This window comes from Brevundimonas sp. Leaf168 (assembly GCF_001423685.1).
Classification (GTDB): domain Bacteria; phylum Pseudomonadota; class Alphaproteobacteria; order Caulobacterales; family Caulobacteraceae; genus Brevundimonas; species Brevundimonas vesicularis_C.
Window position 1 is genome coordinate 1 of the sequence record NZ_LMOY01000012.1, and the last position, 25,610, is coordinate 25,610.

Genomic DNA, 25,610 nt, shown 5'->3' on the forward strand with positions numbered 1-25,610 from the left:
GGTATAGGGCGTCGGATCGCCGACCCGGGTGCAGGGCATGGCCACCGCACGGTCGGCCGGCAGCCAGTGGGTCCAGTCCTCGTAACCTGTCTTCAGCGCCCCTTCGATCAGCAGGCCGCGGAAGCCCGAACAGTCGATGAAGAAGTCCGCCCCAAGTTCGCGTCCGTCATCCAGTCGCACCGACTGGATAAAGCCGTCGCCGTCGCGCAGGCGCACGTCGGCGATCTTGCCCTCATGCCGCACCACGCCATTCGCCTCGGCGCGCTGACGCAGGAACCTGGCGTACAGGCCGGCGTCGAAATGGAAGGCGTAGGTCATCTGCGAGGCGGCGCCGCGCGGGTCGGCGTCAGGCCGGGTGAACCGGCCCATGCGCGCCGCCATGGTCGTGACGGAATAGGCGTCCAGGTCGTCGTCCAGCCCCGCCTTGTTCAGCCTCAGCCAATATTGGTGGAAGGAGGCGGCGTCGATGCGCGTGCCATAGGTTCCGAACGGGTGGAAATAGCTCCGGCCCTTCTGGAACCAGTCGTTGAACTGGATGCCCAGCTTGTAGGTGGCTTGAGTGGCGCGGACGAATTCGTTCTCGTCGATGCCCAGCAACTGGTTGAACAGCAGGATCGGCGGAATGGTCGCCTCGCCGACGCCAACCGTGCCGATAACCTCCGACTCGACCAACTCGACCTTCACAGTGCCGCGCGTGACATGCGCCAGTGCGGCGGCCGCCATCCAGCCGGCCGTGCCGCCCCCAACGATCAGAATACGCTTCAGCGGAGCAGGAGTCATCGGGCGTAACCGGTGAAGAGGGGAATGCTTGAGCAGATCGGCGGCTGCCTTTGTGATCAGTCGCGCGAACTGCAGGGCTTGTCGATCCTGGTTCTCTGACGGTGCGATACAAACCGGCGAAAAACGCGATCTAGCCTCGCAGTAAAGCCAGCCAGCCGTGTATCCATACATTCTGGAGAAAGACGATGGTGGGTGATGTAGGGTTCGAACCTACGACCCGCTGATTGAGAGAACCCGGCGCTTTTTGTCCTCGCCCCTGTCTGCAAGGCTTTCGCCGCAAAACGCCATGGGCGCGTGAGGGCTGTTGCGGGCGCTTTCGGTCGATCAAGTCACACGACGAATGTTCCCCTTGCGTTCACGTCCGCCCCGGCGCTACACCGCGCGCCGTCGGTGGCGCGATCAAGGGCCGGATCATGGGCAGGGACAACTGGACGCCGGAGCGCCTGACGCCGCGCGACGTGGTGGTGGATCGTCAGATCGTGGTCGCGGCCCGATGCTCGGGCTGTCTCTATACGGTGGAGCTGAACGTCTGGACCGTCGGCGCGCGCCTGGCGGACGATCCGTTTCAGATCATGCGCTTTCGCTGCCGCCGCTGCGGCGCCTACGCCACGTCGCTGGAGGTCGGCCGGCGCAACAACGTCCAGGGCGAAAAGCTGTTCACCATCCTGCTCAGGCCCCGCTTCTGGGACCAGGGCCATGACGAGAACCAGCAGGCGGCGCTCACGCGCCTGGCGCGGCGCTAGTCGCCAGCAGGGCAGGCCGCCCCATGGAAGGTGGCCAGTCGGTCCAGCTGGTCGGCGTTGGCGCCGAAGGCGGTCAGAATGCGGATGGCGGCGGCCCGCGCCTCGGGCGTCATGGTCCCCAGCACGGCGGCGGGAAATCCGGCCGGCCGGCGCGCGCACCGGACCAGCTCGGACGGCGGCTTGGGCGCCGGCGCCGTCACCACGCTGACGACCGGCGCGGGCGGCACGGCGTCAGCAGCCGTCCCCAGGCAACCCGCCAAGGTCGTTGAGAGCGCAAGCGAAGCCAAGCCCCACGCGATCGTTTTCGACTGCCGCATTCTCGGCCTCCATGTTGGCGACGGCGTCGGCCGCGCGTTTCGACATCGCGGCCGCCAGGGCCGCATCGGTCAGGTCCTTGCCCCGCTGCGCCTCGAAGGCGTCGATCAAGGCGTCCAGAGACCCCTGCTGGGTCTGGTCGTAATAGGCCTTCAGCACCACGACGCGGCCCAGGCAGCGCCGGCCCCAGTCGTCCTGGTCCGATCCCTGCGGCTGAAACGGCTCGCCCGCCGTGTCGCAGATCCGGTCCGCCTGGGTCAGCAACTGGGCGCGATCATCCTTGGCCTTTTCCAGCCAGAAATAGATCGCCGCCGCCCCGACCAGCACGACCAGCAGCGTCAGGAACTTTCGGTATTTCTTCAGGGCGGCGAGGAAGGACAGGGCGGCGGGCATCTCAGGCGGCCTCCGCCAGGCGCTTACGCAGGGCGAACCCTTCGAAGGCCCACAGCTTCCGGATCGCCTGCTCGCGGGCGAACTTGCGACCCAGCTCGGCATTGAAGTTCGCGGGCGAGGCGCAGGCGCTCTCGCCTGTGACCGTGAACCCGGACTTGGTGACCAGAACGCAAAGCGTCAGGCAGGCCAAGGCGTCCTCAGTCGTCTCGGAGTTCGCGTCGCCATGAGACGTAGTGACCGCCTCATTAGCGCGGATGTAGTGCTCGCTGGCGATGGAGCCTTCGAGATCTTCGAGCGTGACGCGAGGCGCGACCGCGACCTTTGCGGCTTCTGCGTCGGAGACTTTCAGAGCGTCTTCCATTTCATATTCCTCAGACTGTGCCGGGAAAGCGCCCAGCTCGCATGCCGCCTTGGGCGGTGATCAGGGGAACCTTTTCCGGTCCAGCTCGAAGTGCGGGCCGTCCTTCAGCGTCTTCCAGTCGCCGCCCCACACGATGGGCGTCCCCAGCTCCAGGGCGGCCTGTTTGAAGGCGGCGGCGATCTGCGGATAAAGCGGCCAGTCCCAGCGCACCTTGCCGCCGACGAGCGCGACCACGTCCACGGCGTGGCCGGTCAGGTGGCGGCTGTTCATCGTCTGCGTCGCCTTGGCGGCGAACAGCTCCTTTTGCCGGGCGACGGAGCGCAGGCCCTCGGTGATCTTGAAGTCGATCGGCGTCAGCTGGATCGCGCGCTCGACCACAGCGACCAACTCGGGCCGCACGCCGGTCAGCCGCGCGCGACTGGCTTTGGACAGGTTGAAGGTCACCCGCCTTCTCCTTCGGTTTTCAGGGGTTCGGCCGCCCGACGTCGGAACGGCAAGAAATCGGGCAGGGAGCGCAGCCCGCCGGACGCCCCGGCGATGGCCGCCTCGCGCAGCGGGGGCCAGGCCTTGAAGGCCAGGGTGCCGATCACGAAGCCGACAGCGTCGGTCAGCGGGTCCGCCCAGCCGAACACATGGCCGATGGCCGGCGCCAGGAAGGCGGCGCACAGCACCCCGACGGTCCATTGCGCCAGCCGGTCCTGCCAGCTCAGGCCCTTCTCCCACATCTGCGCCACCACGGCGCCCAGCGCGCCGGCCGCCAGCGGCTCAAGCCAGTGGCGCAGGCCGTCCCACAGCTCGACCAAGGCCGGCTTCATCGGGCGGCCCCGCAGGGCGGGTTCTGGAAGGGGCGCGTCTCATCCATGCGCCGATCATGTCGGCGCCGGGTGGGGGAGGGGACGAAGGGTTGCGTCCTCTCTGGGTTCGGATTAATTCTCGCCTAGGTGAGGGTCGCGGTTAGGATCCGCAAGCTCGTTTGATCCCAGCCACCCACGGGTGGTGTTTCTCAAGCTGTTCGACTGGCGCAGGTACCCGCCGGGAGGCGAAAAACAGGGAGCCGGTGGAAACCCGGCCCCTCACCGTTTTAGACCCATCCTGCCTTGTGAAGCGATCGCGCGATCTCCGCGCACGTCTCGGCGAATGGGAACTCCTCGCGCGGCAGCTTCCGGCTTCTATGCATGCGGATGAAGGATCCGGTCACATAGCCGTTGACCGTATAGCGACGCAGCCAACCCCCCAGCACCCGCTCAACCGTCTCCGCATCCTGCGCGGGCGCCGCCAGTAGGTCGTCAAAGGTCGGCATCTCGGCGAACCGCCACACGTTCGGGCAGTGGGAGAACCATATGTCCCCCATCAACACCGCCTTGCGACCCAGGCATGCCGCCTCGATGCAGGCCGTGCCGGTCTGCGATGCTGTGAAGGCTGCCTTGGTCATGAGCTCCAGTTGGAGCATGTCCATGTCGATCAGGCCAACATTGGGCAGCGAACGGATGGCTCGGTAAAGGTAGGCGGATCGACCCCTCGCACCGCCCATGTTGGGCGAAAACTGCGAGTAGTGCTCCTTCACATAGATCGGCACGTGGAGCGGCACCTTGGACCGGAGCGCCGCGATCGCGTCGTACACATTGTACCAGACGCCGCCGTCCGGGTTGCTTGTCTTCTCAGGCTCATAGTGCAGCGGGAAATAGACGAAGGGCTCATCCAGATCCGGCGTCAGCGCCAGTTGCTCGTATTCGAAACGCTGGAGCGACAGGAGGTCCAGCTTGTAGGCCAGCCATGCCTCGCTCTCTGATTGATCCATATCGACGCGGAAGCGAACGCTCGGGTTGTCTTCGAGGATGTCCGTGGAGATCACCCGGTAGGAAGCGGCCGCCCGTGGCGGATTGTGCAGATCGACGGCCAGCCCTTGGCGTCGGTAGTGGCCGAACCGACCAAAGGCCGCCTCGGGCGCTTCGGACTCCGCGTCCTTCGCCTTCTGGGCCTTCATGTACGAGGGTTCGATCGTGCCGTAGTCGGCGCCCTGGAACTTGGACACGTAGGCCTTCAGGTCGCCCAGGCGGTCGTTCTTCACGTCCTGATCAGTCTCGGTTTCGAGGAAGCCGTCCTCGAAGTCCGTTGCGAGATACGTTAGGTCGGTCTGCGGCACCTCGCGCAGGTGGAGCGTCTTGACCTCCAGCATCCTACACACCCCGAACAGCACCATGGCGGCTGGCACGTGGGGGCTGTGGGCGCTGATCACCAGGTGCGGCTTCTTGGCCTTTACCTTGGCGTAGAAGTGGAAAAACAGCGCATAGAACAGAGCCTCACGGTCGGTGTACCGAAACACCCCGATGATGTCGTTCCGGTCCATCATCTTGATGGACTGATCTTTGAGACGGCGGAACGGCTCGGAGTTGAGCATATCGGCTGGAGGGGCGTGCTTGCCGGGGGGCATCAGGAACGGCGCGCCCTTGTTGAACCGCCAGTAGTCGTAGAGTTCGCACTTGGGCCAGCGCTTCTGCACGTCGAGAAGTTCGGCCGCATACCCCATCCACATCACGGGCCGAACGCCATAGGGCTTCAGTGCACGTGACAACTGGAGCAGGGTTCCCCGCTTCACGTCGATGAAGATGGCGCGCTTCTTGGGCGCGATCGGGGCAACCGTGGCGTCTGACATGATCCCCGGTTAGCTGAACCTCCACAGGGTCGCAATCGTGCCTAGGCGTTGTCTGACCAAGATATCTCATACCAGCAGTTGTTGGCGGCTTGGTACTGCAGCGTCAGCCGCTTATTCGGGTGGCTTAACACTCGGGTGGCGGGGAGAAGGATGTTAGCTGTTGCGGCAATCGTCGGGACGCGCGAGGACGCTGAAGAGCGCAGCACGAGTATGTCTCCGTCGACAAAGGTGCCAGCGATGCTCGTAACGGTCTGGCTCGCAGCTCCCCCAAAAGTTTCAATGGCAGTGTAGGTCCCGGTCGGCGATAGCGCGCCACCAGAAGCCATCGTGGCGACGCTCAGAGTGCCGATATTCAGGAACGTCGGCCGAACGCGCTGGGCATAGATATCCCGCACGCGAAGGCTCGTTGATGTCATAAGACAGCGTGATCGCAGGGGTCCAATGACCCGCCTGACCCAAGCGCCACTTGGTGGTCGGAACCCCACCAACGCCTGTACCGAAGGCGAGGCCCGTCTCACCGCTCGACGCGTTCTCCGCGAAGGCGTCGATAAATGCGCGAATGCCGGGCGTGCTGCCGCCCGTCGTGTGATGGGAACCCTGATCGGCTGGGCGCACGCCGCCCTGCTGTTCGTCCTGAGCCGAAAGGCCCTGCTTCATGACTGACGTCTTCATCGCCGAAGTCCGCCGCTCCCTGCGCGCCGCCCTGTTCCAGAAGCTGCGGCCCTACGGCCTGTCCCAGGACGACGTGACCCAGCTGGTCGCGGCCGCGACGACCAGCGCCATGGCCGTCGCGGACTTCCCGCCCTGGCTGACGCCGCCGCCCTGGCCGCCCCGGTGGCCCAGGCGCTCCGCGCCGTCGCGCCGGACAACGCCGCCCTGACAACCTACGACACGGGGCTTGATCGCCTGCCCGCGAAGATCCGTCGTCTGAGCGAACCGCCCGAGGTCTGAACCATGGCCAAGAAACCCGCCAAACCCACCCGCCGCCAGCGCCCGCACGGCGTCCTGCCCGCCGGCTTCACCTGGCGCGCCGATGCTCAAGGACGGGGCCGCCCCCGCTGGATCCCGTCGCCCACCCGCCGCGCCGAGGGCTGGAAGCCGGTCGATCTGGCGACGATGTCCGGCCGGACCAAGACCTGGCTGTCCAAGGGCGACGCCATCGCGCGCTGCGAGGCGATCAACGCCGCCGTCCTGGCCTGGACGGTGCGCGGCGACCTGGTCCCGTCGAACATGGGCGCCTTCGCCCCGGCCGGATCGCTGGACGCCTCGGCCCCGTCGCCGTCCCAGATCGCGGACCGCCGCAGCATCGGCGCCCTGGCCGACGCCTGGCTGGCCAGCCCGGCCTTCACCCTGCCCAAGGCGCAGGGGGGTCTGTCGGACGCGACCAAGGGCGACTATCGCCGCAAGCTCAACCGCCTGTTTGAAGCCATCGTCGAGGATGACGCGGCGATCAAGGTCCAGGCCCTGCGCAACTTGCCGATCGACACCCTGGCCGCGCCCGAGGAGGAGGGCGACGACTTCCCCCTGGAGCAGGCCTACCAATGGCTGATCCAGAACGCCGGCCACAACGTGGCCCACGGCGTGCTTCAGGTCGCCTCGATCTGGCTGTCCTGGTGCTGGGAGAAGAAGCGGATCAAGGCGCTCAGCGCCAATCCCGTGCGCCTGATCGACCGCGCCACGCCCGAGGGGCGCATCCGCGTCGGCCGGGTCGAGGAAATCTCCGCCCTGGTCGCGGCGGCCGACGCCATGCCCGGTCACGCCTTCATCGCCGACGCCCTGTTGCTGGCGCTGGATCTCGGCTGGAGCTTGACAGACATCCTCAAGCTGGACTGGCGGCGCGTGGTCCGCTCGGCCGACGGTCAATGGCGCGTCACCCGCAACGCGCGCCAGAAGACCGGCGTCACCGGAACCGGCATCCCCTTCATGGCCATCGGCGCGGCCCGCCTGGATCGGATGGTGGCGCGCAACGCCGCCCAGGCCGTGACCGGCGTCTGGCTGATCGGCAAGAACCCGGCGGCGATCAAGCCGATGACGGGTCGCGTCTTCAACAACTACTGGAACGCGGTGCGCGACCGCGCGGCGGCCGACGCGCCGGGCCTCAAGGTCGGCGACGGCCTGGACGGATCGGAACACGCCGGGCCGTTCAACTTCATGGACGCGCGCGACACCTTCATCACCCTGGCGCGCGAGGCGGGCCTGTCGGTCGAGGAAACCTGTTCGCGGTCCCAGCACCAACCGACCCGCGTCCACGCCGTCTGGCAGAAACACTATGGCGTCATCACCCCGCTGACCGCCGCCGCCGGCGCCCGCAAGATGGACCTCCACCTGACCGGAACCGGCTGGACCAAGGCCCTGACCTGACGCCCGACGACACCCGCGAAACGACGAAAGGCCCCGGCATCCACCGGGGCCTTTTTCATGTCGTCCGACGCCGTCGCCGCGCGGTCCAAGTCACACGTGTGACTTTCACAAAGTCACAAATCCGGTCCGCCGCGACGGTCCTGGGTGCGTCTAACGTGTTGAATAATGGGGAAAGACGATGGTGGGTGATGTAGGGTTCGAACCTACGACCCGCTGATTAAGAGTCAGCTGCTCTACCAACTGAGCTAATCACCCGACCGATCGTCTGCGTCTTCGGGGGCGAGGCCTTGCCGAAGGGCGCTCCTACTACCCAGAGGTTCGGGGGTTGGCAAGCGCTTTCGCAAACTTTCTGCGACGGAGTATGGTCCCCGTGGAATCAGTCGCGGCAAGCGGCGGGGGAGCAAACATCATGGCCTTCTGGAACCGGCGTCGATCAATCGACACCATGATGGCGCCGCACGACGGACCGCGGCTGAAGCCGACGTTGAGTTGGCCGCACCTGCTGGCCTTGGGCGTTGGCGCCATCGTCGGCACCGGCATCCTGACGCTGATCGGCGTGGGCGCCGGGCTGGCGGGGCCGGCCGTGTTGATCAGCTTCGGCCTTGCGGGCCTGGTCTGCGCCTGCGCGGCCCTGGCCTATGCCGAACTGTCGACCATGATGCCGACGGCGGGCAGCGCCTACACCTATTCCTATGCGGTGCTGGGTGAGTTGATCGCCTGGATCGTGGGATGGAGCCTGATCCTGGAATATTCGCTGGTCGTCAGCGCCGTGGCGGTGGGCTGGTCCGGCTATGCGGTCGGTTTCCTGAGCGGGCTGGGGATCGATCTGCCGACGGCGCTGGTCGCCGGGCCGCATGGGGGGGGCATCATCAACCTGCCGGCCGTGGCCATCATTGGGGTGGTGACGGGCCTGCTGCTCTTGGGCACCAAGGAGAGCGCGACGCTGAACGCGGTGCTGGTCCTGATCAAGATCGCGGCGCTGGTGGTCTTCGTCGCTATCGCCCTGCCGGCGTTCAAGCCCGAGCATTTCACGCCCTTCATGCCCAACGGCTTCGGCGCGCCCTTCGTCCAGACCGGGGTGATGGCCGCGGCGGCGATCATCTTCTTCGCCTTCTATGGTTTCGACGCGATCTCGACGGCGGCGGAGGAAACCAAGAAGCCTGAGCGTGACCTGGCCATCGGCATCGTCGGCTCCATGCTCATCTGCACGGCGCTATATCTGGTCGTCGCGGCGGCAGCCATCGGCGCGCGGCCGGTCGCAACCTTCGCCAGCAGCCCCGAGCCGCTGGCCCTGATTCTGCGTCAGATGGGGCAGGGGACGGCGGCCCAGTGGATCGCCGCTGCGGCGGTGATCGCGCTTCCGACCGTCCTGCTGGCCTTCCTTTTCGGGCAAAGCCGCATCTTCCTGGGCATGGCGCGCGATGGCCTGCTGCCGCGTCGCCTGGCCAAGGTATCGAGCCGGGGCGTGCCGGCGGTGGTGACGGTGTTCACCGCCATCGTCGTGGCGATTCTGGCGGGGTTGTTGCCGCTGGACGAACTGGCGTCGCTGGCCAACGCCGGGACGCTGGCGGCCTTCTGCTCGGTCGGGGTTTGCCTGATCGTGCTGCGCATCCGCGAGCCGGGTCGCAAGCGGGTGTTCAAGGCGCCGCTATGGCCGGTCGTTGGAGCGGTCAGCGTGATCGGATGTATCGTCTTCTTCCTGAGCCTGAAGCCGGTGACGCAGATCGGTTTCGTGGTCTGGAACGTGGTCGGCGTGGCGATCTATCTGCTGTGGTCCTCGCGGAACTCCCGCCTTGCCAAGGGTGAGGAGACGGCGGCCTGATGGCGTTGCGTGATCTGACGGGCGCCGTCGATTTCGCCGTGCTGAACGGCATGACGGGCGGGGACGACGCCGTCAATGAGGAGGTGTTGGGCCTGTTCGTCAATCAGGCCGGCCTGTGGTCCGTCATGCTGGATCCCAAGGTCGAGGGCTGGCGCGACGGGGTCCATACGATCCGAGGCGCGGCGGCGGGCATCGGCGCGCGAGACCTGGCGGCGATCTGCGCCGAGGCGGAAGCGGTGGATCAGAAGCTGGCCGCGCCGGCGGTTGAGCGGGTGCGCGATGCTCTGCAAGCGGCGCTGGCCGATGTCGCGGCCTATCGGCACGAACTGATGCTGCGCGGTCTCAAGGGCTGAGGCGAAGCGGATGAAATTGCACTGCACTCCGAAAACGCGTGCAAAATACAAGAAAGTGCAATTTCGGCAGGCGAGGCGCGTCGCGATGTCAAAGACCGGACGCCCATTATACGGCGCCCTGAAAGAGCGGCGGGGTGGTTGACGCTGCTGCGATCTAATCGGTTCAAACTAGGCCGAACTTTTTTCGCGGATAGGATGGCAGGCGTGCGCCGTCCTAGCTGCGAGTCCGGTCGTAGGTGGCGAACTCGTGGGCGATGCAGCGGTCGATGAGCAGGCGCCAGACGGGTTCGGCGATGTCGGGCGACAGGTTGTGGGCCTCGGCCGAGACCAGCACCTTGGCGACCACGTCGTCGATGCGGGCCTGGTCGAAGACGGCGTCGCGGTCGGGCTTGATGCGGGCGGCGGCGTCCATGTAGCGCTGGCGCTCGGCCAGCAGGGCGACCAGAGCGCGGTCCAGGGCGTCGACGCCCTGACGGACTTCGGCCATCGACTGGCATTCGGCGGGATCGACGCGCGCATCGACGGCGACAAGAGCAGGCTTTGACATGGGCGTCGGGTTAGCGGGTCAGGCGGCCCAAGCCAAGGCCGTCAACCAACGAAGGCCCGCTCCAGCACATAGTCCGCCGGTTCGGCGTTGGAGCCTTCCTTCAGGCCATAGGTCTCCAGCAGTTCGCCGGCTTCCTTGATCATGGCCATGGAGCCGCACAGCATGGCGCGGTCGCGGGCGGGGTCGAACCCTTCGGGCAGGCCCAGGTCCCGGAAGAAGTCGCCGGACTTGATGCGGTCGGTAATCCGGCCCGGCGTCTCGAACGCTTCGCGGGTGACCGTCGGATAGTAGGTCAGCTGGGCCTTGGCCTCGTCGCCGATCAGGGGGTCGTCGTGAATTTCCCGCGTGAAGAAGTCGCGATAGGCCAGGTCGGCGACGCTGCGAACCGTGTGGATCACATAGACATGGCCGAAGCGGGAATAGGTCTCTGGATCGCGCGCGACGCTGAGCCAGGGCGCCAGACCCGTTCCCGTGCCGATCAGGAACAGGCGCTCGCCGCCGGTCAAGGCGTCTAGCACCAGCGTGCCCGTCGGCTTCTTGCCCATCAGGACGGTGTCGCCGGGCTGGATTTTCTGCAGGCGCGAGGTCAGGGGGCCGTCGGCGACCTTGATCGAGAAGAACTCCAGCTCCTCGGCCCAGCAAGGGCTGGCGATGGAATAGGCGCGCAAAACAGGCTTTCCGCCGTCTTCGCCGGGCAGGCCGATCATCACAAACTCGCCCGAGCGGAAGCGGAAGTCCTCGGGCCGTTTGACGCCGAAGCTGAACAGGCTGTCGGTCCAGTGGCGCACCCACAGAACCTCCAGCTCGTTAAACGGACTGGCTTTCACGGGGGCGGGGGAGAGGGCGGCGTCTGTCATCGTGCGTCTCTCTAATCTGAGAACCCCTCGCAGGGAAGGACAAGCCTTTCACACGGCGACGACATTTCCTCGTGACGGCTTGCAGAAGCACCGCTAGCGTCCCAACCCATGCGCACCCTTCTTCTCGCCTCGACCATCCTCCTGTCCGCCAGTTCGGCGCTTGCGCAGGAGACGCCCTCCAACATCCTGACGCCCGAGCGGGTGTTTTCCAGCCCCAGCCTGAACGGGCCGGTGGCCAAGGGGGTCAGCCTGTCGCCTGACGGCCAGTTGGTCGCCTTCCTGCGCTCGCGCGAGGACAATGTGGATGTGCAGGACCTGTGGGCCGCGCCGACGGGTGAGGGCGAACCCTACAAGCTGATCGACGCACGGGCGCTGGTTCCCGACGCCGGCGAACTGTCGGAGGCCGAAAAGGCCCGGCGCGAGCGGATGCGGATCAGTGCGCGCGGCGTGGTCGAATATTCTTGGGATCAGCAGGGCCGCTACATCCTGGCGCCGCTGGAAGGCGACATCTTCCTGGCGAACCGGGCGGACGGCAAGGTGCGCCGCCTGACCGAGACGCCCGCCGACGAGATCGACGCCAAGGTATCGCCCAAGGGCAGCTATGTCTCCTATGTCCGCGACCAGAACCTGATCGTCTATGACTTGGCCAGCGGCAAGGAGACGCCGATCACCGACGACGGCGCGGGTCTGATCACCTGGGCTACGGCCGAGTTCATCGCCCAGGAGGAGATGGATCGCGACACCGGCTACTGGTGGAGCCCCGACGAGCGCTACATCGCCATGACGCGTGTGGACGAAAGCCCGGTCGATATCGTGCCGCGCTTCGAGATCACCGGCGGCGGCGCGACGATGGTGGAGCAGCGCTATCCTCGCGCAGGCCGACCCAATGCGGTGGTCGAACTGTATGTGCGCGACCTGCAGGGCGGGGGCCGGGTCAAGGTGGACCTGGGATCCAATACCGACGTCTATCTGGCGCGGGTGAACTGGTCCGGCGACGGCAAGACACTGTATGTCCAACGCCAGTCTCGCGACCAGAAGACTTTGGATCTGCTGAGCGTCGATCCGACGACCGGCGCGTCACGCGTGATCCTGAGCCAGAAGGCGCAGGCCTGGGTCGATCTGAACGACGACTTCCGCGTCATGTCTGACGGCCGGTTCATCTGGTCCAATGAGGATTCGGGCTGGCGGCACCTGTATCTGTACGACCGTAACGGGCGACGGCTGCGGGCCATCACGCGCGGCGACTATCCGGTCAAACATCTGGACGGCGTCAACGAACAGACCGGCGATGTCTATTTCACCGCCTCGATGCGCGACGGCAAGGAGCTGCCGATCGAGCAGCAGATGTTCCGCGCCAACCTGAACCGCACGGTCGATCCGGTCGCGGTGACGCCGGGCGGCGGCTGGTGGACGGTGTCGGTTAACGGGCCGGCGACGGCCTATGTCGGCAACTATTCGGACCCGGCGACCCCGACGCAGTCGGCGCTGTACCGCATCGACGGCACGCGCGTGCGCTGGATCCAAGAGAACAAGCTCGACGCCAGCCATCCGTTCGCCCCTTACGTCTCGCGCCTGCGCACGCCTGAGTTCGGCACGATGCAGAGCCATGGTCAGACCCTGGTGTGGCGCATGACCACGCCGCCGGACTTCGATCCGTCCAAGAAGTATCCGGTGGTGATGCAGGTCTACGGCGGCCCCGGCACCGGGGCAGGCGTGCAGAAGAGCTGGCAGCCGCTGACCAACCAACTGCTGACCGAGGCGGGCTACATCGTCTTCCGCGTCGACAATCGCGGCGAGGGTGACCGGTCGCAGGCGTTCGAGACCAGCATCTATCGCCGTCTGGGCATTCCGGCGGTCGAGGATCAGGCCCAGGCCGCGCAATGGCTGAAGACCCTGCCTTACGTCGATGCCGACCATATCGCGGTGATGGGCTGGAGCTTCGGCGGCTTCCTCAGCCTGCTGACCCTGACCGACAAGGACGCCAGCCTAGCCTCGGCCCTGGCGGGCGCGGCGCCGACGGAATGGAGCCTGTACGACACCCACTATACCGAACGGTACATGTCCACGCCCCAGGCCAATCCGGAGGGCTATGCCGCCACCGACGTCCTGCCGCGGCTGGATGACATGACGGGGCGGCTGCTGCTGCTGCATGGGATGGCCGACGACAACGTCATCTTCGGCAATGCGACGCGCGTCATCGACGCCTTGCAGGCCAAGAGCGTGCCGTTCGAGATGATGCTCTATCCCGGCCAGCGGCACGGTGTCCGCGGCGATCCGAGGCAACTGCAACAATGGCGCACCTATCTCGACTTCCTGGACCGCACGATCGGCAAGCGGGCCGAACCCAAGGCCGACTGATTCTGGCGGCTGCGGTCGCGCTGGCCCTTGCGGGCTGCGCGACCGGGCAGGGCGCCTATCCGCCTGCATCCGCCGTGGTCGCGGCGGGGCGGGCCAACGACAGCGCCCATTCGGTGCTGGTCTGGACCGCGACATCGCCGTCTCGGGGCGTGTCGGGGATTTCCGGCATGCCGATTCTGCTGAAGGATAATATCGAGACGGCGGACATGCTGACCACCGCCGGATCGTTGGCGCTGGCGAACAATGCGCCGGGACGGGACGCGCCGCTGGTCGGGCGACTGCGCGCCGCAGGAGCCGTGATCGTCGGCAAGACCAATCTGTCGGAATGGGCCAATATCCGGTCGTCGGACTCGATGAGCGGCTGGAGCGCCGTCGGTGGCCAGACGCTGAACCCCTATGATCCCGCGCGCACGCCCTGTGGATCGTCGTCCGGCAGCGGGGCGGCGGTGGCGCTGGGGCTGACGCCCGTCGCCATCGGAACGGAGACGGACGGGTCGATCACCTGCCCGGCGTCGGTCAACGGCGTGGTCGGGTTCAAACCGACTGTGGGCCTGGTCTCGCGCACCTACATCGTGCCGATCAGCCATTCGCAGGACACCGCCGGGCCGATGGCGACGACCGTCAGGGATGCGGCCAGGGTGCTGACGGTCATCGCCGGGTCCGATCCGGCCGATCCGGCGACGGTCGAGGCCGATGCGCGCAAGATCGACTACGCCGCCGGGCTGGACGCCAACTCGTTGCGCGGCGCGCGGATCGGGGTGATGCGGTTCCTGAAAGGCTACACGCCCGAAACGCAGGCGGTGTTCGAGCAGAACCTGAAGGCCTTGCGCGACGCCGGCGCCGTGCTGGTCGATCTGCCCGAGGGACCGGACGGCCGGGTCATAGGCGCGGCCGAGTTCAAGGTGCTGCTCTATGAGCTGAAGCACGATCTGAACGCCTATCTGGCCTCGACGGACCCGGAGCAGGTCCGCACCCGCACCCTGGCCGACGTCATCGCCTTCAACGCCGCCGAACCGCGCGAGACGGTGCTGTTCGGTCAGGACATCTTCGAGCGCGCCCAGGCGATGGGCGATTTGACGGACGCTGACTATCTGGAGGCGCGCGCAACCTCGCTCAGACTGGCGGGGCCGGAGGGCATCGATCGACTGATGAGGGAGAATGGCGTGATCGCCCTGATCGCGCCCACCACGTCGCGCGCCTGGACCAACGATCCCAAGGACGACGACGATATGCAGGGATCGGCCAGCCGACTGGCCGCCGTCGCCGGCTATCCGCACCTGACCGTGCCGATGGGCTTTGATCGGGGAATGCCCGTGGGAATCAGCTTCCTTGGCGGGAAGTGGGACGATGCGCGCATCCTTTCGCTGGGTTACGCCTTCGAACAGATGACCCAGGCCAGACGGCCGCCGCCTGGCGTTTGACGCTGACATCCTTTGGGGCGGCCGCTGAGAGTGCGGCATGTGCAAATTTAGCCTCAACGTCATATCGACGATCGCAGCATGAGCGATCTGATCGCCAATATCGTCGGCTCGGCGGCTGCGATCTGCTCGATCACCAGCTTCGCGCCTCAGGCGGTCAAGATTTGGAAGGAGCGCGACGCGTCATCGGTCAGCTTGAAGACCTATTCCCTGACCGTGACCTGTTTCGTGCTTTGGGTCGTCTATGGGATCATGACGAAGGCCTGGCCTGTCACGGTCGCCAACGCATGCGCCCTGGTGATGGCGTCCGGCGTGCTGGTGATGAAGTGGCGATTCCGCGACGGCGATCCCGACAAATAAAGGTTTGATCCTGATCAAGGCGCGCTGGCGCGATAGGGCTCAGAAGGGCGGCAGAGGAGATTTCCAATGCCGCAATCCGCTGTTCCCTTCGTCGCCGCTATCGTGACGGCGTTCGCCTTCTTCATCGTCGCGCTAGGCGCAGCCAGCCTGTATTCCAGCTCCGCTGACGAGAAGTGACCGAGCTTTCCCCGACGTGATCTTGGCGCCCCCGCCGATGCGGGCTAACCCATAGTTCACAACGTCCAACAGGGAGACGCCCCCAATGCCCGATCTCGCACAAGTCACCGAACACATCCGCGGCGCCGTCGGCGACAACTCCGGCCTCGGCAAGACCGTCAAGCTCGACCTCGGCGACGAGGGCAAGATCTACATCGATGGCGCCTCCACGCCCAATACGGTCACCAACGAAGACAAGCCCGCCGACGCCACCGTCTCGATGAAGTGGGATGACTTCATGGCCCTGTCGGAAGGCAAGCTGGACCCGATGATGGCCTTCATGCAGGGCAAGCTGAAGATCGCCGGCGACATGATGATCGCCCAGAAACTGGCTCCGCTGCTGAAACGCTGATGCCGGTCTGAACGACCAGTTATGGCGGCGCGGCTCCCGACCAGGGGCCGCGCCGTTTTCGTATCGAGCGTCCGGCAGAGGCGCGAACGGGAAAGAGGAAACGACATGGACTTCAAACACTCCGACCGCGCCCTGGATTGGCACGCCCGCGTCCGTCGCTTCCTGGACGAGCAGGTCATCCCGCGCGAAGCCGAATATTTCGCCCAGGTGCGCGAGGATTCGAACCGTCAGCCGCCGGTCATGGAGACGATGAAGGCGGCCGCGAAGGAAGCCGGACTGTGGAACATGTTCCTGCCCGGCGAACACGGGGCGGGTCTGACCAATCTGGAATACGCGCCGCTGGCCGAGATGATGGGGCGGCATCTGTGGTCGGCCGAGGTGTTCAACTGCAACGCCCCCGACACCGGCAATATGGAGGTGCTCCATATGTACGGGAACGCCGAGCAGCAAGCCCGCTGGCTGAAGCCCCTGATGGCCGGCGAAATCCGTTCGGCCTTCCTGATGACCGAGCCTGAGGTCGCCTCATCCGACGCGACCAACATCCAGACCCGGATCGAGCGAGATGGCGATCACTATGTCATCAATGGCCGCAAGTGGTGGTCGACCAATATGGGCCATCCCAATCTGGCCGTGACAATCGTCATGGGCAAGACCGACCCTGACGCCGCATCCCACGCCCAGCAGTCGCAGATCATCGTGCCGGCCGACACGCCTGGCTTCCGCGTCGAGCGGATGCTGTCGGTGTTCGGCTATGACGAAAAGCCGATCGGCCATGCCGAGGTCGTGCTGGAGAACGTCCGCGTGCCGGTCGAGAACTTGATCGCGGGCGAGGGCAGGGGCTTCGAGATCGCTCAGGGGCGGCTTGGCCCGGGCCGTATTCACCACTGCATGCGCACGATCGGTGCGGCCGAGCGGGCGCTGGAGCTGATGGTGACGCGGCTGCTGAACCGGACGGCGTTCAAGAAACAATTGGCCGAGCATTCGGTCTGGGAACAGCGCGTCGCGGAGGCGCGCACCAACATCGAGATGTGCCGCCTGCTGGTGCTGAAGGCCGCCTGGATGATGGATCAGGCGGGAGCCAAGAACGCCCGCTCCGAAATCGCCCAGATTAAGGTCGCCGCGCCGAAGATGGCTTTGCAGATCATCGACGACGCCATTCAGGCGTTCGGCGGCGCCGGTGTCTCGGGCGACACGCCTTTGGCCGAGCTTTACGCGGGTGTCCGCACCTTGCGCATCGCCGACGGCCCGGACGAAGTCCATAATCGCACCATCGCGCGGTTGGAATACGCCAAACATGGCGGCCGCCCGATGCGCTGATATGTGATCCCAAACGCCAAGTGCTTGGGAACCTTGGCCTTGTTGGTGCGTTTGTTCGGCACTGACAAGGCGCTGGGGCTGGTGTCGGACGGGACAGCTGACATGAATGCGCGCTCCGAGCCCGACCCGCGGGTTGCGTCAGACGTGGCGCGGTTCAAGTCTGTTCGCGCGCGCATGATCGCTCTGGCTGAAGGTTTGTCTGCCGAGGATCTGTCACCTCAGTCGATGGCGGATTGCAGCCCAGGGAAATGGCATCTGGCGCACACCAGCTGGTTTTTCGAGGCGATGATCCTGTCGTCCGATCCCGGATACCAGCCCGTCGATCCGCGTTTTCAGCAGCTGTTCAACTCCTACTATGAGGCTTTGGGCGAGCGGGTCAGGCGGGACCAGCGCGGGCTGATGACTCGCCCCTCCGTCGATGAGGTCCTGGCCTATCGCCGAGAGATCGACCGCCGGATGGTCGCCTGGCTGGCGCAGGGCGAGACCAGCGGCCATCAACGCTATCTGTTCGAGCTGGGTCTGCACCACGACCAGCAGCATCAAGAGCTTTTCCTGATGGATGTGCTGAACCTGATGTCGCGCTCTCCGCTCGACCCCGCCGCCTATGAGATCGAGCCCAGAGCCGAGGCGCTTCAAAACACGCGCGTTGGAACGGTGGCGTTCGACGCCGGTCTGGTGACGATCGGCCACGACCAATCGGGCTTCGCCTTCGACAATGAGGGGCCGGCGCACCGTGTGTGGCTGGAGCCGTTCGCTCTGGCTGCGGATCTGGTGACGAACGGCGACTGGATCGCCTTCATCCAGGATGGCGGCTATTCGCGTTCCGAGCTGTGGCTGTCGGACGGCTGGGCGACGGTCAAGGCCGAGGGCTGGACCGCGCCGCTGTATTGGCGTTTGGCGGATGGCGACTGGACCGTGATGGGTCTGACGGGGCGTAAACCTGTCGATCCTGCTGCGCCGGTTCGCCACATCAGCTTTTATGAGGCCGACGCCTTTGCCCGTTGGGCCGGCAAGCGACTGCCGTCCGAGGCGGAATGGGAACATGCCGCCGCCTTTTCACCTGATGCGTTCTCCAACCTGGCTGGCGAAGTGTGGCAGTGGACGTCCAGCGCCTATGCGCCCTATCCCGGTTTTCAGCCGACGCCGGGCACCGCCGCCGAATACAACGGCAAGTTCATGGCCAATCAGATGGTGCTGCGAGGCGGATCGTTCGCCACGCCGCCGGGCCATGACCGCATCACCTATCGCAACTTCTTCTATCCCCAACAGAGGTGGGCCTTCATGGGTTTGAGACTGGCTGAAGATCGGACCGTGGCGCGAGACGCCGCAGCGGACGACGCCCAAACCGCCGCCTTTCGAAAGGATATGATCGAAGGGCTGTCGCGTGCGCAAAAGGCCGTGCCGCCGAAGTGGTTCTATGACGCGGACGGGTCACGTCTGTTCGAAGACATCACCGTGCTGCCCGAATACTATCCGACCCGGCAGGAAATGGCGCTGTTGCGCGATCGCGCAGCAGAGTTGACGGCCGACTTTGGCCCCGACGCGGTGCTGGTCGAATTCGGATCCGGCGCCAGCGAGAAGACGCGGATTTTGTTAGACGCCGCCACCGACCTCGGCGCCTACGTTCCGCTCGACATCAGCGAGAGTGCTCTGATGGACGCCGCTATTCGCGTCCGTGCTGATTATCCAAACCTGCGCGTGCAGCCAGTTCTGGGCGACTTCGAACATCTGGCCCCGCTGCCCGACGATCTTCCGTCGGGGCGACGGATCGGCTTCTTCCCCGGCTCGACCATCGGCAATCTGCAACCGGATGAGGCCGAGCAATTCCTGGCGGCGGCGCGTCGGATGCTAGGAGAGGGGGCGTTGTTCATTCTGGGCGTCGATCTGGTCAAAGATCCTGCAATCCTGGTCGCCGCCTATGACGACAGCCAAGGCGTCACGGCGGCCTTCAATCGCAACGTTCTGATCCGCGCCAATCACGAGTTGGATGCTGATTTCGATGTGGACGCCTTTGTTCACCGCGCCGTGTGGAACCCGGACGCCTCGCGCATGGAAATGCATCTGCAAGCGATTGCGCCGACGACCGCGCACATCGGAGATCGGACATTCCGCTTCATGACCGGCGAGACGATCCACACCGAAAGCTCGCGCAAGTTCACCCCTGAATCGATCCAGACTATGGCGGCCGCCGCCGGCTGGACGGTTGTCCGCATCGATACCTCTCCGGCGCCGAGCGTCGCCTTGGCGGTCCTGCGCGCCTGAGCCGAATGCGCGGCTGATCGCGGCCAAGAAAAAGGGCGGCGCATCGATCGATGGGCCGCCCTTGTTTTGTATCGAGTTCCGCCGACTATTGCCCGTCGGCGGCGTCCGCGTCTTTCTTGGTTCCGTGCGACGCTTCTCCACCCTTGCGGCCCGCCTGTGCGGCGAGGCTGCGGTCTTGGGAGAAGCTGCGTTTTTCGCTGGGGACGCTTGCGCCCCCTTTGCGCGCGATTTCGCGCTGACGTTCGGGATCCATGGAGGCAAAACCTCGCTTGGAAACGCCGGAGGGGCGTGTGGGTTGGCTGTCCATCGTGTTCCTTTCAGTGCTGCCGTTGCGCTTGCTGAAGTGAACCCAGTGACTCGGTGACGGTTCCGTCGGGAACTCCGTTTTACTGTCGCGATCCTCAAGGGCTCGTGAGTTTGACTTTACCCAGCACCGTAAGGCCGCGAATCACCTTCGCCGCCACCATCCGGTTCCATCGGTGGAACTTCATCGGGCGTGTCTGAAGGCTGTATTTCCGGCTGCTGCGCCGGCTCAGGCTGGATCTCGGGTTGCGGCGTGGTCGGAGTGGGTTCGATATAGGTCATGAGCGGCTCCTTGTGCGATCAACCAACGCACCCTGATCGCCCGCGTTCAAAAAGGAACCATGGGTCGCAACACCGGTTTGTTCAGCGAACCACGGAGATCGAGATGACCAACACCCCAATAAGCGCGACATCACCCGACGACATCGTCCTGGAGGACGATGATCTGACCCAACGTCTGGACCGACAGGCCGACGCAATTCTTGCCCAAGGCGAGGGCCGCAGCTTTGGCAAGACCACGTCGGTCCGTCAGGCCGTCAGAGAAGATGCGGGCCTGGTGCGTGAGAAGATTTCCGGACGCGTCCATCGCGTGCAGGAAGACATTCAGGACAATCCGATGAAGGCCACGCTCTATGCGTTGGGTATCGGCGTCATCATCGGCATGATCCTGCGCCGATAAGCCACACGATCAGCAGGCTCAGGCAGGCCCCGACGGCTCACGCTGGATCGGGGCCTGTCGCATTGCAGCGTCAGACACGAACGGATTGGTCCGTCGCTCTTCGCCAAAGGTGGAGATCGGCCCGTGGCCCGGCACAAAGGTGACGTCGTCGCCCAGCGGCCAGAGCTTTTCGATCACCGAGCGGATCAGTGCGGGCGGGTCGCTCATCGGGAAGTCGGTGCGACCCACCGAACCCTTGAACAGAACGTCGCCGACCTGAGCGAATCGCCCCGCGCGGTTGAAGAAGATGACGTGCCCGGGCGTATGGCCGGGACAGTGGCGCACTTCCCAGGTCGTTTCGCCCAGCGATACCGTGTCGCCATCCTCCAACCACCGATCGGGCGTGAAGGGGCGAGCGTCGGGCAGGCCGTACATCCGGCCGCTTTCCACGATTCGGTCGATCCAGAACTGGTCGGCCTTCTGAGGGCCGGTGATCTGGGCGCCGGTCTTTTCCTGCATTTCTGCTGCGCCGCCCGCGTGATCCAGATGGCCGTGGGTGATCCAGATCTGATCCAGCGTCAGGCCGCGCCGCGTGACCTCGCCCAGGACTGCATCGACCGAACCGCCAGGATCGATCACGGCGGCCTTGTTGGTGGCGGTGCACCAGACGGTCGTGCAGTTCTGTTGAAGCGGGGTGACGGGCGTGACGAAGACGCCGATGGGGGAGGCGGGTTGGCTCATTTGGTCAACATAGCCACGCAAAGGCCGCGAAACCACCGGCTCTGACTACGCCCGCGTTGACCTTTCGGGCCCTTCTCGACATAAGGGCGGGCTTCGAGGCGCCGCTCCACACGGGGCGGCCTTCTTGCTTATCCATTCCGCGCCGGCCGTCTCGATGGCTCATGCGCCCCAGAGCGTCAGAATCCCGACCATGCAAGTCGTCGAAAAGTCGAACGAAGGCCTCAGCCGCGTGATCGCGGTCACCATTCCCGTCGCGGAGCTGAATGAAAAGCTCGAAGCCCGCGTCAAGGAAGTCGCCCCGCAGGTGAAGCTGAAGGGCTTCCGTCCGGGCAAGGTGCCGGTCGCCCACGTCAAGAAGACCTTCGGCCGTGAGTTCATGGGCGAGATCATCAACGCCGAGCTGAACGAAACCAGCCAGAAGGCCCTCGACGAAGCCAAAATCCGTCCGGCTGCGCCGGCCGAGATGAAGCTGACCTCGGACATGGACAAGGTCATCGCCGGTCAGGAAGACCTGGCTTATGAAATGTCGCTGGAAATCATGCCGGACTTCGAGCCGGTCGATCCCAAGACCCTGAAGCTGGAACGCCCGACCTATGAAGCGTCGGACGCCGATCTGGACGAGGCCCTGACGGAACTGGCCGGTCAGGCCAAGACCTACGAAGACAAGAAGGGCAAGACCGTCAAGGCCGCCGAGGGCGACCAGCTGACGATCGACTTCCTGGGCAAGCTGGATGGTGAGCCCTTCGAAGGCGGCGCCGCCGAGGACGCGGACCTGGTGATCGGCTCGGGCCGCTTCATCCCCGGCTTCGAAGAGCAGCTGACGGGCGCCAAGGTCGGCGAAGAGAAGACCATCGAGGTCACCTTCCCCGAGAACTATCAAGCCGCCCATCTGGCCGGCAAGAAGGCCACCTTCGACATCAAGGTGAAGGCCATCAAGGCGGAAGCCGAATCCAAGATCGACGACGAGTTCGCTACCCGCATTGGTCTGGAGTCGCTGGACAAGCTGAAGGAACTGCTGAAGTCCAACCTCGACCAGCAATACGCCGGCGCCGCCCGTTTCAAGCTGAAGCGCGCTCTGCTAGACCAACTGGATGAAGCCCACGACTTCCCGCTGCCGCCGAAGATGGTGGACGCCGAGTTCGACGGCATCTGGCAGCAGGTCGAGGCTGACAAGACCGCTGGTCGTCTGCCGGAAGAAGACGCCGCCAAGTCGGACGAAGATCTGAAGGCTGAATACCGCAAGATCGCCGAACGCCGCGTGCGTCTGGGCTTGGTGCTGGCCGAAATCGGTCGCGCCAACAACGTCCAGGTCACCGACCAGGAACTGAACGCCGCCATCCGGCAGGAAGCCCGCAACTATCCGGGCCAGGAACAGGCCGTCCTGAACTTCTACCGCCAGAACCCCAACGCCGCCGCCCAGATGCGCGCGCCCATCTACGAAGAAAAGGTCGTCGACCTGATCGTGGGCGTCGCCGACGTGACCGACAAGCCGATCACCAAGGAAGAGCTGCTGAAGGAAGACGAGGACGAGGGCTGATTTTCCGCTCGATTACACGACCGTAACTGGCAGTTGTGGCGTCTGGATTGTAAGTCGAATGGGTCCGCAGTGCGGGCCCATTTTGCTTTTCAGGTATGTCTTCAATGTCTTTTTCCGCTGTCGCTCTGGCCGCCCTCATCACCGCAGGCGCGCAGGCGCAGGATCCGGGACAGCCGCCCCCGGCAGATTTGGAGGAGATCACGGTCGAGGGGCAGTCGCCGCGGCAGGCCGCGCGCCAGTTTGTTCAGCGCGTCGCGACCGCGCCCGCCGGTGCGCGGCTTGGACGGTGGAATACGCCGCTGTGCGTCAGCGTCGCCGGATTGAAGGCGCCCTACGGTCAGATGCTTGCCGATCGCATCGGCGAAATCGCTCATGATCTTGAAATTCGAGTGGGCGAGCCTGGCTGCTCGGCCAATGTGCTCATAATCGCCACGGAGGATGGTCCCAGTGTCGCATCTGCGCTGGTGGAAGGTTGGCGTCGTCGTTTCCGTCCTCCGATCGACAACACGAACATGGGTTTGGCGGCGCTGGAACGGTTCAAAACCAGCGATGCGCCAGTGCGATGGTGGCACATTTCCCTGCCAGTCTCAGCAGACACTGGCCAACTGGCGGCCCGTGTCGCCGGTGGAGAACCGCCCTCGATTGGATCGCGGGCCGTCAGCCGCATAAGGTCGCCACTGCGGTACGACCTGAACTCAGCGACCGTCGTCATTGATATGACCAAGGCCAGTGGCGTCCTTTTGCCGGCTCTGATGGACTACGCCGCGATGGTCGTCTTGGCGCAGGTCGATGCCCGCGCCGACTACTCCGATCAGCCCACTGTGCTGAATTTATTTGGTGATCCTCAGAACGTGACCGGCCTCACGGACTGGGACCGCGCCTATCTGCAAGCGCTATATGAAGCGGAGCCCGATCGCGCATCCGCCGCCGCGCAGGAGGCGGCGGTCGTGGAACGACTACAGAAAGGACGTCGTGCAGCGGCGAACCAGCAAGACGCGCAGTCCGATTGAACCCGGCGTCTTGCGCAGGGTGTCATCGAACGCGATATGCAGCATAACCGGCTGACGACGCTGAATCGTCGCCACTGCATCCGAGAAGGCTAAATGCGCGATCCGATCGAACTGATGAACATGAACCTGGTGCCGATGGTGGTGGAGCAATCCAGCCGCGGTGAGCGTTCCTTCGACATTTTCTCGCGCTTGCTGCGTGAGCGAATCATCTTTCTGACGGGACCGTTCGAGGACGGGATGGCGTCGCTGATCTGCGCCCAGCTGCTGTTCCTTGAATCGGAGAACCCCAAGAAGGAAATCAGCATGTATATCAACAGCCCCGGCGGTCAGGTGACCTCGGCGCTCGCGATCTACGACACCATGCAATACATCAAGAGCCCGGTTTCGACCGTGGTGATGGGTATGGCGGCTTCGGCTGGCTCGCTGATTCTGACGGCGGGCGCCGCTGGCCAGCGGATCGCCCTGCCGAATGCGCGGGTCATGGTGCACCAGCCCTCGGGCGGTTTCCGCGGCCAGGCGTCGGACATCGAACTGCATGCCGCCGACATCCGCTACACCAAGCGTCGTCTGAACGAGATCTACGTCCATCACACCGGTCGGACGTATGAGGAGGTCGAGAAGACTTTGGATCGCGACCACTTCATGTCGGCCGAGGAAGCCAAGGCCTGGGGCATCGTTGACCATGTCTACGATCGCCGCGAGCAGGCCGACGCCGATGGCGTGAAGACGCCCGGCAACTAAGACTGCCGTCGAAAGGCGAAAAGGGCGCGCCCGTTGCGGCGCGCCCTTTTCATTTTGTGCTATCGGAACCGCCATGCAGTTCACACGAGATCAAAGCGGCACGGTCGATGTCGATGGCGAAAGCTACGTCTGGGAGCTTCGTCGCCAACCTCAGCCCAAGGGCGGAAATGTCTGGGAGGGCATGGCCGTCTCCCTTCGCCACGCGGACTTCAAGCGTGAAGCCATCGTGCAGTTTCCGCCGCCACTTCGGCCCAACGGCCGACCAGATGTGGAGAAGCAGCGCGTCAATGTCGACGCTGTCCGCACCGCTGTCGCCTCGGCGATCGAGGCCGGCTGGGATCCGGCCTCGCGCGGCAAGGCGATGGTGTTCGACGTGGACGCCGACGGCAACTAAGTTTCAGGGCTTCCGGCGGAAAATTCGGAAACCTGGCTGCTGGGCCATCGCCAGCATCTCGGTGTCGCCCGAGGTGTCGCCGTAGGCGGCGACGAGCGTCATGTCATCGCCATAGGCCGCTTTCAGCCGCCGCACCTTTTCCTCACCGCGACAGTTGGGACCGGCGAAGTCGCCGGTGATTCGGTCATCGGCGTTGAAGACAAACTCAGTGCCCAGCAAGGCCTCGGCCCCCAGTTTGCGGGCGAACGGCGCAACGGTCGTCGTCGGCGACGCGGTCACGATGACGCGATGCGCACCGCGTTGGCCCCAGTCGTTCCACACCTCAAGCGCATCGGGGCGCATGAAGCGGGGCCAGATCTCTTCGGCGAAGGCTGCGGCTTCCGTTTCCAGCGTCTGGCGGCTCACGCCAAGCAGGAATTCCTTTACGGAGGCCGCCTTGATCCGGCCCCGGTCGCGATCCTTGGCGTAGGCGGCCAGCGCCGGAGCCAGCTTGACCAATCCCAAGGCCCAGGCGCCCGGACCGGCGCGCCAGCGCAGGAACTCGGTGAAGCTGTCTCGAATCGTCAGCGTGCCGTCGAAATCGAAGGCGACGATGGCAGGTCCATTCGCCGTGGACTGGCGTATTTCCTGCACAATACCCATGTCAGACATTCGCCTTGATCCCCGTCGACACTGATCCATCCACGCACTGCAACAATCCCTTGCCGCCTTCGGGGTTGTTCCGGAACGTGTGATGGGTGATTGTCATTTTTTGAAGA

General features: G+C 65.0%; 30 protein-coding genes and 1 tRNA gene. 16 read left to right on the forward strand and 15 right to left on the reverse strand.

What is annotated here, in order from left to right; all coding sequences use genetic code 11:
• Positions 1 to 780 (reverse strand): tryptophan halogenase family protein (locus tag ASF81_RS12420; RefSeq protein WP_156363259.1); only part of this gene is annotated, 780 nt, incomplete at its 3' end.
• 413 nt (positions 781 to 1,193) lie between these two features.
• Between ASF81_RS12420 and ASF81_RS12425 the strand changes: the two genes are divergently transcribed.
• Positions 1,194 to 1,523, forward strand: a complete 330-nt coding sequence (locus ASF81_RS12425) for a hypothetical protein (protein ID WP_055809025.1) — start codon at positions 1,194 to 1,196, stop codon at positions 1,521 to 1,523.
• Here the strand turns inward: ASF81_RS12425 and ASF81_RS12430 are convergent.
• The 7 genes from ASF81_RS12430 to ASF81_RS15100 all read right to left on the reverse strand — a co-directional run bounded on the left by ASF81_RS12430 (position 1,520) and on the right by ASF81_RS15100 (position 5,902).
• Positions 1,520 to 1,750 (reverse strand): hypothetical protein, encoded by a 231-nt coding sequence (locus ASF81_RS12430; protein ID WP_156363261.1) that lies wholly within the window; start codon positions 1,748 to 1,750, stop codon positions 1,520 to 1,522. The genes ASF81_RS12425 and ASF81_RS12430 overlap by 4 nt on opposite strands.
• Before the next feature lie 4 nt (positions 1,751 to 1,754).
• The gene (locus ASF81_RS12435; RefSeq protein WP_055809029.1) at positions 1,755 to 2,231 is read right to left on the reverse strand and encodes a hypothetical protein; all 477 of its coding nucleotides are present in this window, start codon (positions 2,229 to 2,231) and stop codon (positions 1,755 to 1,757) included.
• A gap of 1 nt (position 2,232) precedes the next feature.
• Complete coding sequence (locus ASF81_RS12440; protein WP_055809030.1) at positions 2,233 to 2,592, reverse strand: Gp49 family protein; 360 nt, start codon at positions 2,590 to 2,592, stop codon at positions 2,233 to 2,235.
• A 60-nt stretch (positions 2,593 to 2,652) separates the two neighbouring features.
• Positions 2,653 to 3,036, reverse strand: coding sequence for a M15 family metallopeptidase (locus tag ASF81_RS15295; RefSeq protein WP_055809033.1), 384 nt, complete (start codon positions 3,034 to 3,036; stop codon positions 2,653 to 2,655).
• Entirely contained in the window at positions 3,033 to 3,407 is a 375-nt protein-coding gene (locus tag ASF81_RS15300; RefSeq protein WP_055809035.1) for a hypothetical protein, read from the reverse strand. The genes ASF81_RS15295 and ASF81_RS15300 overlap by 4 nt, the downstream gene beginning before the upstream one ends.
• A 266-nt stretch (positions 3,408 to 3,673) precedes the next feature.
• Positions 3,674 to 5,245: a hypothetical protein gene (locus ASF81_RS12455; RefSeq protein ID WP_055809037.1), complete on the reverse strand. Its 1,572-nt coding sequence runs from the start codon at positions 5,243 to 5,245 to the stop codon at positions 3,674 to 3,676.
• Positions 5,246 to 5,521: 276 nt separating this feature from the next.
• On the reverse strand, positions 5,522 to 5,902 hold the full coding sequence (locus ASF81_RS15100; RefSeq protein WP_156363263.1) for a hypothetical protein: 381 nt from the start codon (positions 5,900 to 5,902) through the stop codon (positions 5,522 to 5,524).
• On the opposite strand from ASF81_RS15100, the gene ASF81_RS12470 reads away from it, so the two are divergent.
• Entirely contained in the window at positions 5,901 to 6,125 is a 225-nt protein-coding gene (locus ASF81_RS12470) for a hypothetical protein (protein WP_055809045.1), read from the forward strand. The genes ASF81_RS15100 and ASF81_RS12470 overlap by 2 nt on opposite strands.
• A 74-nt stretch (positions 6,126 to 6,199) precedes the next feature.
• The gene (locus tag ASF81_RS12475) at positions 6,200 to 7,606 is read left to right on the forward strand and encodes a hypothetical protein (protein WP_055809048.1); all 1,407 of its coding nucleotides are present in this window, start codon (positions 6,200 to 6,202) and stop codon (positions 7,604 to 7,606) included.
• Between the two features lie 179 nt (positions 7,607 to 7,785).
• Here the strand turns inward: ASF81_RS12475 and ASF81_RS12480 are convergent.
• A tRNA-Lys gene (locus tag ASF81_RS12480) sits at positions 7,786 to 7,861 on the reverse strand.
• 154 nt (positions 7,862 to 8,015) lie between these two features.
• On the opposite strand from ASF81_RS12480, the gene ASF81_RS12485 reads away from it, so the two are divergent.
• Complete coding sequence (locus tag ASF81_RS12485; RefSeq protein WP_055809050.1) at positions 8,016 to 9,428, forward strand: amino acid permease; 1,413 nt, start codon at positions 8,016 to 8,018, stop codon at positions 9,426 to 9,428.
• Positions 9,428 to 9,781 (forward strand): Hpt domain-containing protein, encoded by a 354-nt coding sequence (locus tag ASF81_RS12490; RefSeq protein ID WP_055809052.1) that lies wholly within the window; start codon positions 9,428 to 9,430, stop codon positions 9,779 to 9,781. Before ASF81_RS12485 ends, ASF81_RS12490 begins: the two co-directional genes overlap by 1 nt.
• 214 nt (positions 9,782 to 9,995) lie before the next feature.
• Here the strand turns inward: ASF81_RS12490 and ASF81_RS12495 are convergent, their stop codons facing one another.
• The gene (locus ASF81_RS12495) at positions 9,996 to 10,328 is read right to left on the reverse strand and encodes a chorismate mutase (protein ID WP_055809054.1); all 333 of its coding nucleotides are present in this window, start codon (positions 10,326 to 10,328) and stop codon (positions 9,996 to 9,998) included.
• Between the two features lie 41 nt (positions 10,329 to 10,369).
• On the reverse strand, positions 10,370 to 11,185 hold the full coding sequence (locus tag ASF81_RS12500) for a ferredoxin--NADP reductase (protein ID WP_055809056.1): 816 nt from the start codon (positions 11,183 to 11,185) through the stop codon (positions 10,370 to 10,372).
• A gap of 108 nt (positions 11,186 to 11,293) precedes the next feature.
• Here ASF81_RS12500 and ASF81_RS12505 point away from each other — a divergent pair, with 108 nt between their 5' ends.
• From ASF81_RS12505 to egtB, 6 genes are all read left to right on the forward strand, one after another.
• Complete coding sequence (locus tag ASF81_RS12505; protein ID WP_055809058.1) at positions 11,294 to 13,543, forward strand: S9 family peptidase; 2,250 nt, start codon at positions 11,294 to 11,296, stop codon at positions 13,541 to 13,543.
• Positions 13,477 to 14,964 carry an amidase gene (locus tag ASF81_RS12510; protein ID WP_200932966.1) on the forward strand — a complete coding sequence of 496 codons (1,488 nt, stop codon included), beginning with the start codon at positions 13,477 to 13,479 and terminating at the stop codon, positions 14,962 to 14,964. The genes ASF81_RS12505 and ASF81_RS12510 overlap by 67 nt, the downstream gene beginning before the upstream one ends.
• Before the next feature lie 78 nt (positions 14,965 to 15,042).
• Positions 15,043 to 15,321, forward strand: a complete 279-nt coding sequence (locus tag ASF81_RS12515; protein ID WP_017506193.1) for a SemiSWEET family sugar transporter — start codon at positions 15,043 to 15,045, stop codon at positions 15,319 to 15,321.
• Between the two features lie 262 nt (positions 15,322 to 15,583).
• Complete coding sequence (locus ASF81_RS12520; protein WP_017506191.1) at positions 15,584 to 15,889, forward strand: SCP2 sterol-binding domain-containing protein; 306 nt, start codon at positions 15,584 to 15,586, stop codon at positions 15,887 to 15,889.
• 105 nt (positions 15,890 to 15,994) lie between these two features.
• A complete protein-coding gene (locus ASF81_RS12525; protein WP_017506190.1) occupies positions 15,995 to 17,206 on the forward strand; it encodes an acyl-CoA dehydrogenase family protein in 1,212 nt (403 codons plus the stop codon).
• Between the two features lie 102 nt (positions 17,207 to 17,308).
• Complete coding sequence (gene egtB / locus ASF81_RS12530; RefSeq protein WP_055809293.1) at positions 17,309 to 19,468, forward strand: ergothioneine biosynthesis protein EgtB; 2,160 nt, start codon at positions 17,309 to 17,311, stop codon at positions 19,466 to 19,468.
• Between the two features lie 85 nt (positions 19,469 to 19,553).
• Here the strand turns inward: egtB and ASF81_RS12535 are convergent, their stop codons facing one another.
• Both ASF81_RS12535 and ASF81_RS15305 read right to left on the reverse strand, forming a co-directional pair.
• The gene (locus tag ASF81_RS12535) at positions 19,554 to 19,775 is read right to left on the reverse strand and encodes a general stress protein (RefSeq protein WP_039243609.1); all 222 of its coding nucleotides are present in this window, start codon (positions 19,773 to 19,775) and stop codon (positions 19,554 to 19,556) included.
• Positions 19,776 to 19,891: 116 nt separating this feature from the next.
• Positions 19,892 to 20,053, reverse strand: coding sequence for a hypothetical protein (locus tag ASF81_RS15305; RefSeq protein ID WP_017506186.1), 162 nt, complete (start codon positions 20,051 to 20,053; stop codon positions 19,892 to 19,894).
• Between the two features lie 103 nt (positions 20,054 to 20,156).
• On the opposite strand from ASF81_RS15305, the gene ASF81_RS12540 reads away from it, so the two are divergent.
• Positions 20,157 to 20,450, forward strand: a complete 294-nt coding sequence (locus ASF81_RS12540; protein WP_052689558.1) for a hypothetical protein — start codon at positions 20,157 to 20,159, stop codon at positions 20,448 to 20,450.
• An 18-nt stretch (positions 20,451 to 20,468) separates the two neighbouring features.
• Here ASF81_RS12540 and ASF81_RS12545 read toward each other — a convergent pair whose 3' ends face one another.
• On the reverse strand, positions 20,469 to 21,170 hold the full coding sequence (locus tag ASF81_RS12545) for an MBL fold metallo-hydrolase (RefSeq protein WP_055809061.1): 702 nt from the start codon (positions 21,168 to 21,170) through the stop codon (positions 20,469 to 20,471).
• Positions 21,171 to 21,360: 190 nt separating this feature from the next.
• On the opposite strand from ASF81_RS12545, the gene tig reads away from it, so the two are divergent.
• The 4 genes from tig (at position 21,361) to ASF81_RS12565 (ending at position 24,852) form a co-directional block, all read left to right on the forward strand.
• Positions 21,361 to 22,707: a trigger factor gene (gene tig / locus ASF81_RS12550; RefSeq protein ID WP_082503575.1), complete on the forward strand. Its 1,347-nt coding sequence runs from the start codon at positions 21,361 to 21,363 to the stop codon at positions 22,705 to 22,707.
• A 104-nt stretch (positions 22,708 to 22,811) separates the two neighbouring features.
• On the forward strand, positions 22,812 to 23,717 hold the full coding sequence (locus ASF81_RS12555; RefSeq protein ID WP_055809066.1) for a hypothetical protein: 906 nt from the start codon (positions 22,812 to 22,814) through the stop codon (positions 23,715 to 23,717).
• A 93-nt stretch (positions 23,718 to 23,810) separates the two neighbouring features.
• Positions 23,811 to 24,458: an ATP-dependent Clp protease proteolytic subunit gene (locus ASF81_RS12560; RefSeq protein WP_017506180.1), complete on the forward strand. Its 648-nt coding sequence runs from the start codon at positions 23,811 to 23,813 to the stop codon at positions 24,456 to 24,458.
• A gap of 73 nt (positions 24,459 to 24,531) precedes the next feature.
• Positions 24,532 to 24,852 (forward strand): hypothetical protein, encoded by a 321-nt coding sequence (locus tag ASF81_RS12565; RefSeq protein ID WP_055755230.1) that lies wholly within the window; start codon positions 24,532 to 24,534, stop codon positions 24,850 to 24,852.
• A gap of 3 nt (positions 24,853 to 24,855) precedes the next feature.
• Here ASF81_RS12565 and ASF81_RS12570 read toward each other — a convergent pair whose 3' ends face one another.
• A complete protein-coding gene (locus ASF81_RS12570; RefSeq protein WP_055755231.1) occupies positions 24,856 to 25,503 on the reverse strand; it encodes an HAD-IB family hydrolase in 648 nt (215 codons plus the stop codon).
• Positions 25,504 to 25,610: the final 107 nt, after the last annotated feature.

What these genes read in the sequence shown, in the direction of transcription:
- ASF81_RS12425 (WP_055809025.1), top strand. Translation starts at nt 1,194, where the DNA reads ATGGGCAGGGACAACTGGACGCCGGAGCGCCTGACGCCGCGCGACGTG.
- ASF81_RS12435 (WP_055809029.1), bottom strand. Translation starts at nt 2,231, where the DNA reads ATGCCCGCCGCCCTGTCCTTCCTCGCCGCCCTGAAGAAATACCGAAAG.
- ASF81_RS12440 (WP_055809030.1), bottom strand. Translation starts at nt 2,592, where the DNA reads ATGGAAGACGCTCTGAAAGTCTCCGACGCAGAAGCCGCAAAGGTCGCG.
- ASF81_RS15300 (WP_055809035.1), bottom strand. Translation starts at nt 3,407, where the DNA reads ATGAAGCCGGCCTTGGTCGAGCTGTGGGACGGCCTGCGCCACTGGCTT.
- ASF81_RS12455 (WP_055809037.1), bottom strand. Translation starts at nt 5,245, where the DNA reads ATGTCAGACGCCACGGTTGCCCCGATCGCGCCCAAGAAGCGCGCCATC.
- ASF81_RS12470 (WP_055809045.1), top strand. Translation starts at nt 5,901, where the DNA reads ATGACTGACGTCTTCATCGCCGAAGTCCGCCGCTCCCTGCGCGCCGCC.
- ASF81_RS15100 (WP_156363263.1), bottom strand. Translation starts at nt 5,902, where the DNA reads ATGAAGCAGGGCCTTTCGGCTCAGGACGAACAGCAGGGCGGCGTGCGC.
- ASF81_RS12475 (WP_055809048.1), top strand. Translation starts at nt 6,200, where the DNA reads ATGGCCAAGAAACCCGCCAAACCCACCCGCCGCCAGCGCCCGCACGGC.
- ASF81_RS12485 (WP_055809050.1), top strand. Translation starts at nt 8,016, where the DNA reads ATGGCCTTCTGGAACCGGCGTCGATCAATCGACACCATGATGGCGCCG.
- ASF81_RS12490 (WP_055809052.1), top strand. Translation starts at nt 9,428, where the DNA reads ATGGCGTTGCGTGATCTGACGGGCGCCGTCGATTTCGCCGTGCTGAAC.
- ASF81_RS12495 (WP_055809054.1), bottom strand. Translation starts at nt 10,328, where the DNA reads ATGTCAAAGCCTGCTCTTGTCGCCGTCGATGCGCGCGTCGATCCCGCC.
- ASF81_RS12500 (WP_055809056.1), bottom strand. Translation starts at nt 11,185, where the DNA reads ATGACAGACGCCGCCCTCTCCCCCGCCCCCGTGAAAGCCAGTCCGTTT.
- ASF81_RS12505 (WP_055809058.1), top strand. Translation starts at nt 11,294, where the DNA reads ATGCGCACCCTTCTTCTCGCCTCGACCATCCTCCTGTCCGCCAGTTCG.
- ASF81_RS12510 (WP_200932966.1), top strand. Translation starts at nt 13,477, where the DNA reads ATGGCGCACCTATCTCGACTTCCTGGACCGCACGATCGGCAAGCGGGC.
- ASF81_RS12515 (WP_017506193.1), top strand. Translation starts at nt 15,043, where the DNA reads ATGAGCGATCTGATCGCCAATATCGTCGGCTCGGCGGCTGCGATCTGC.
- ASF81_RS12520 (WP_017506191.1), top strand. Translation starts at nt 15,584, where the DNA reads ATGCCCGATCTCGCACAAGTCACCGAACACATCCGCGGCGCCGTCGGC.
- ASF81_RS12525 (WP_017506190.1), top strand. Translation starts at nt 15,995, where the DNA reads ATGGACTTCAAACACTCCGACCGCGCCCTGGATTGGCACGCCCGCGTC.
- egtB (WP_055809293.1), top strand. Translation starts at nt 17,309, where the DNA reads ATGAATGCGCGCTCCGAGCCCGACCCGCGGGTTGCGTCAGACGTGGCG.
- ASF81_RS12535 (WP_039243609.1), bottom strand. Translation starts at nt 19,775, where the DNA reads ATGGACAGCCAACCCACACGCCCCTCCGGCGTTTCCAAGCGAGGTTTT.
- ASF81_RS15305 (WP_017506186.1), bottom strand. Translation starts at nt 20,053, where the DNA reads ATGACCTATATCGAACCCACTCCGACCACGCCGCAACCCGAGATCCAG.
- ASF81_RS12540 (WP_052689558.1), top strand. Translation starts at nt 20,157, where the DNA reads ATGACCAACACCCCAATAAGCGCGACATCACCCGACGACATCGTCCTG.
- ASF81_RS12545 (WP_055809061.1), bottom strand. Translation starts at nt 21,170, where the DNA reads ATGAGCCAACCCGCCTCCCCCATCGGCGTCTTCGTCACGCCCGTCACC.
- tig (WP_082503575.1), top strand. Translation starts at nt 21,361, where the DNA reads ATGCAAGTCGTCGAAAAGTCGAACGAAGGCCTCAGCCGCGTGATCGCG.
- ASF81_RS12555 (WP_055809066.1), top strand. Translation starts at nt 22,812, where the DNA reads ATGTCTTTTTCCGCTGTCGCTCTGGCCGCCCTCATCACCGCAGGCGCG.
- ASF81_RS12560 (WP_017506180.1), top strand. Translation starts at nt 23,811, where the DNA reads ATGCGCGATCCGATCGAACTGATGAACATGAACCTGGTGCCGATGGTG.
- ASF81_RS12565 (WP_055755230.1), top strand. Translation starts at nt 24,532, where the DNA reads ATGCAGTTCACACGAGATCAAAGCGGCACGGTCGATGTCGATGGCGAA.
- ASF81_RS12570 (WP_055755231.1), bottom strand. Translation starts at nt 25,503, where the DNA reads ATGTCTGACATGGGTATTGTGCAGGAAATACGCCAGTCCACGGCGAAT.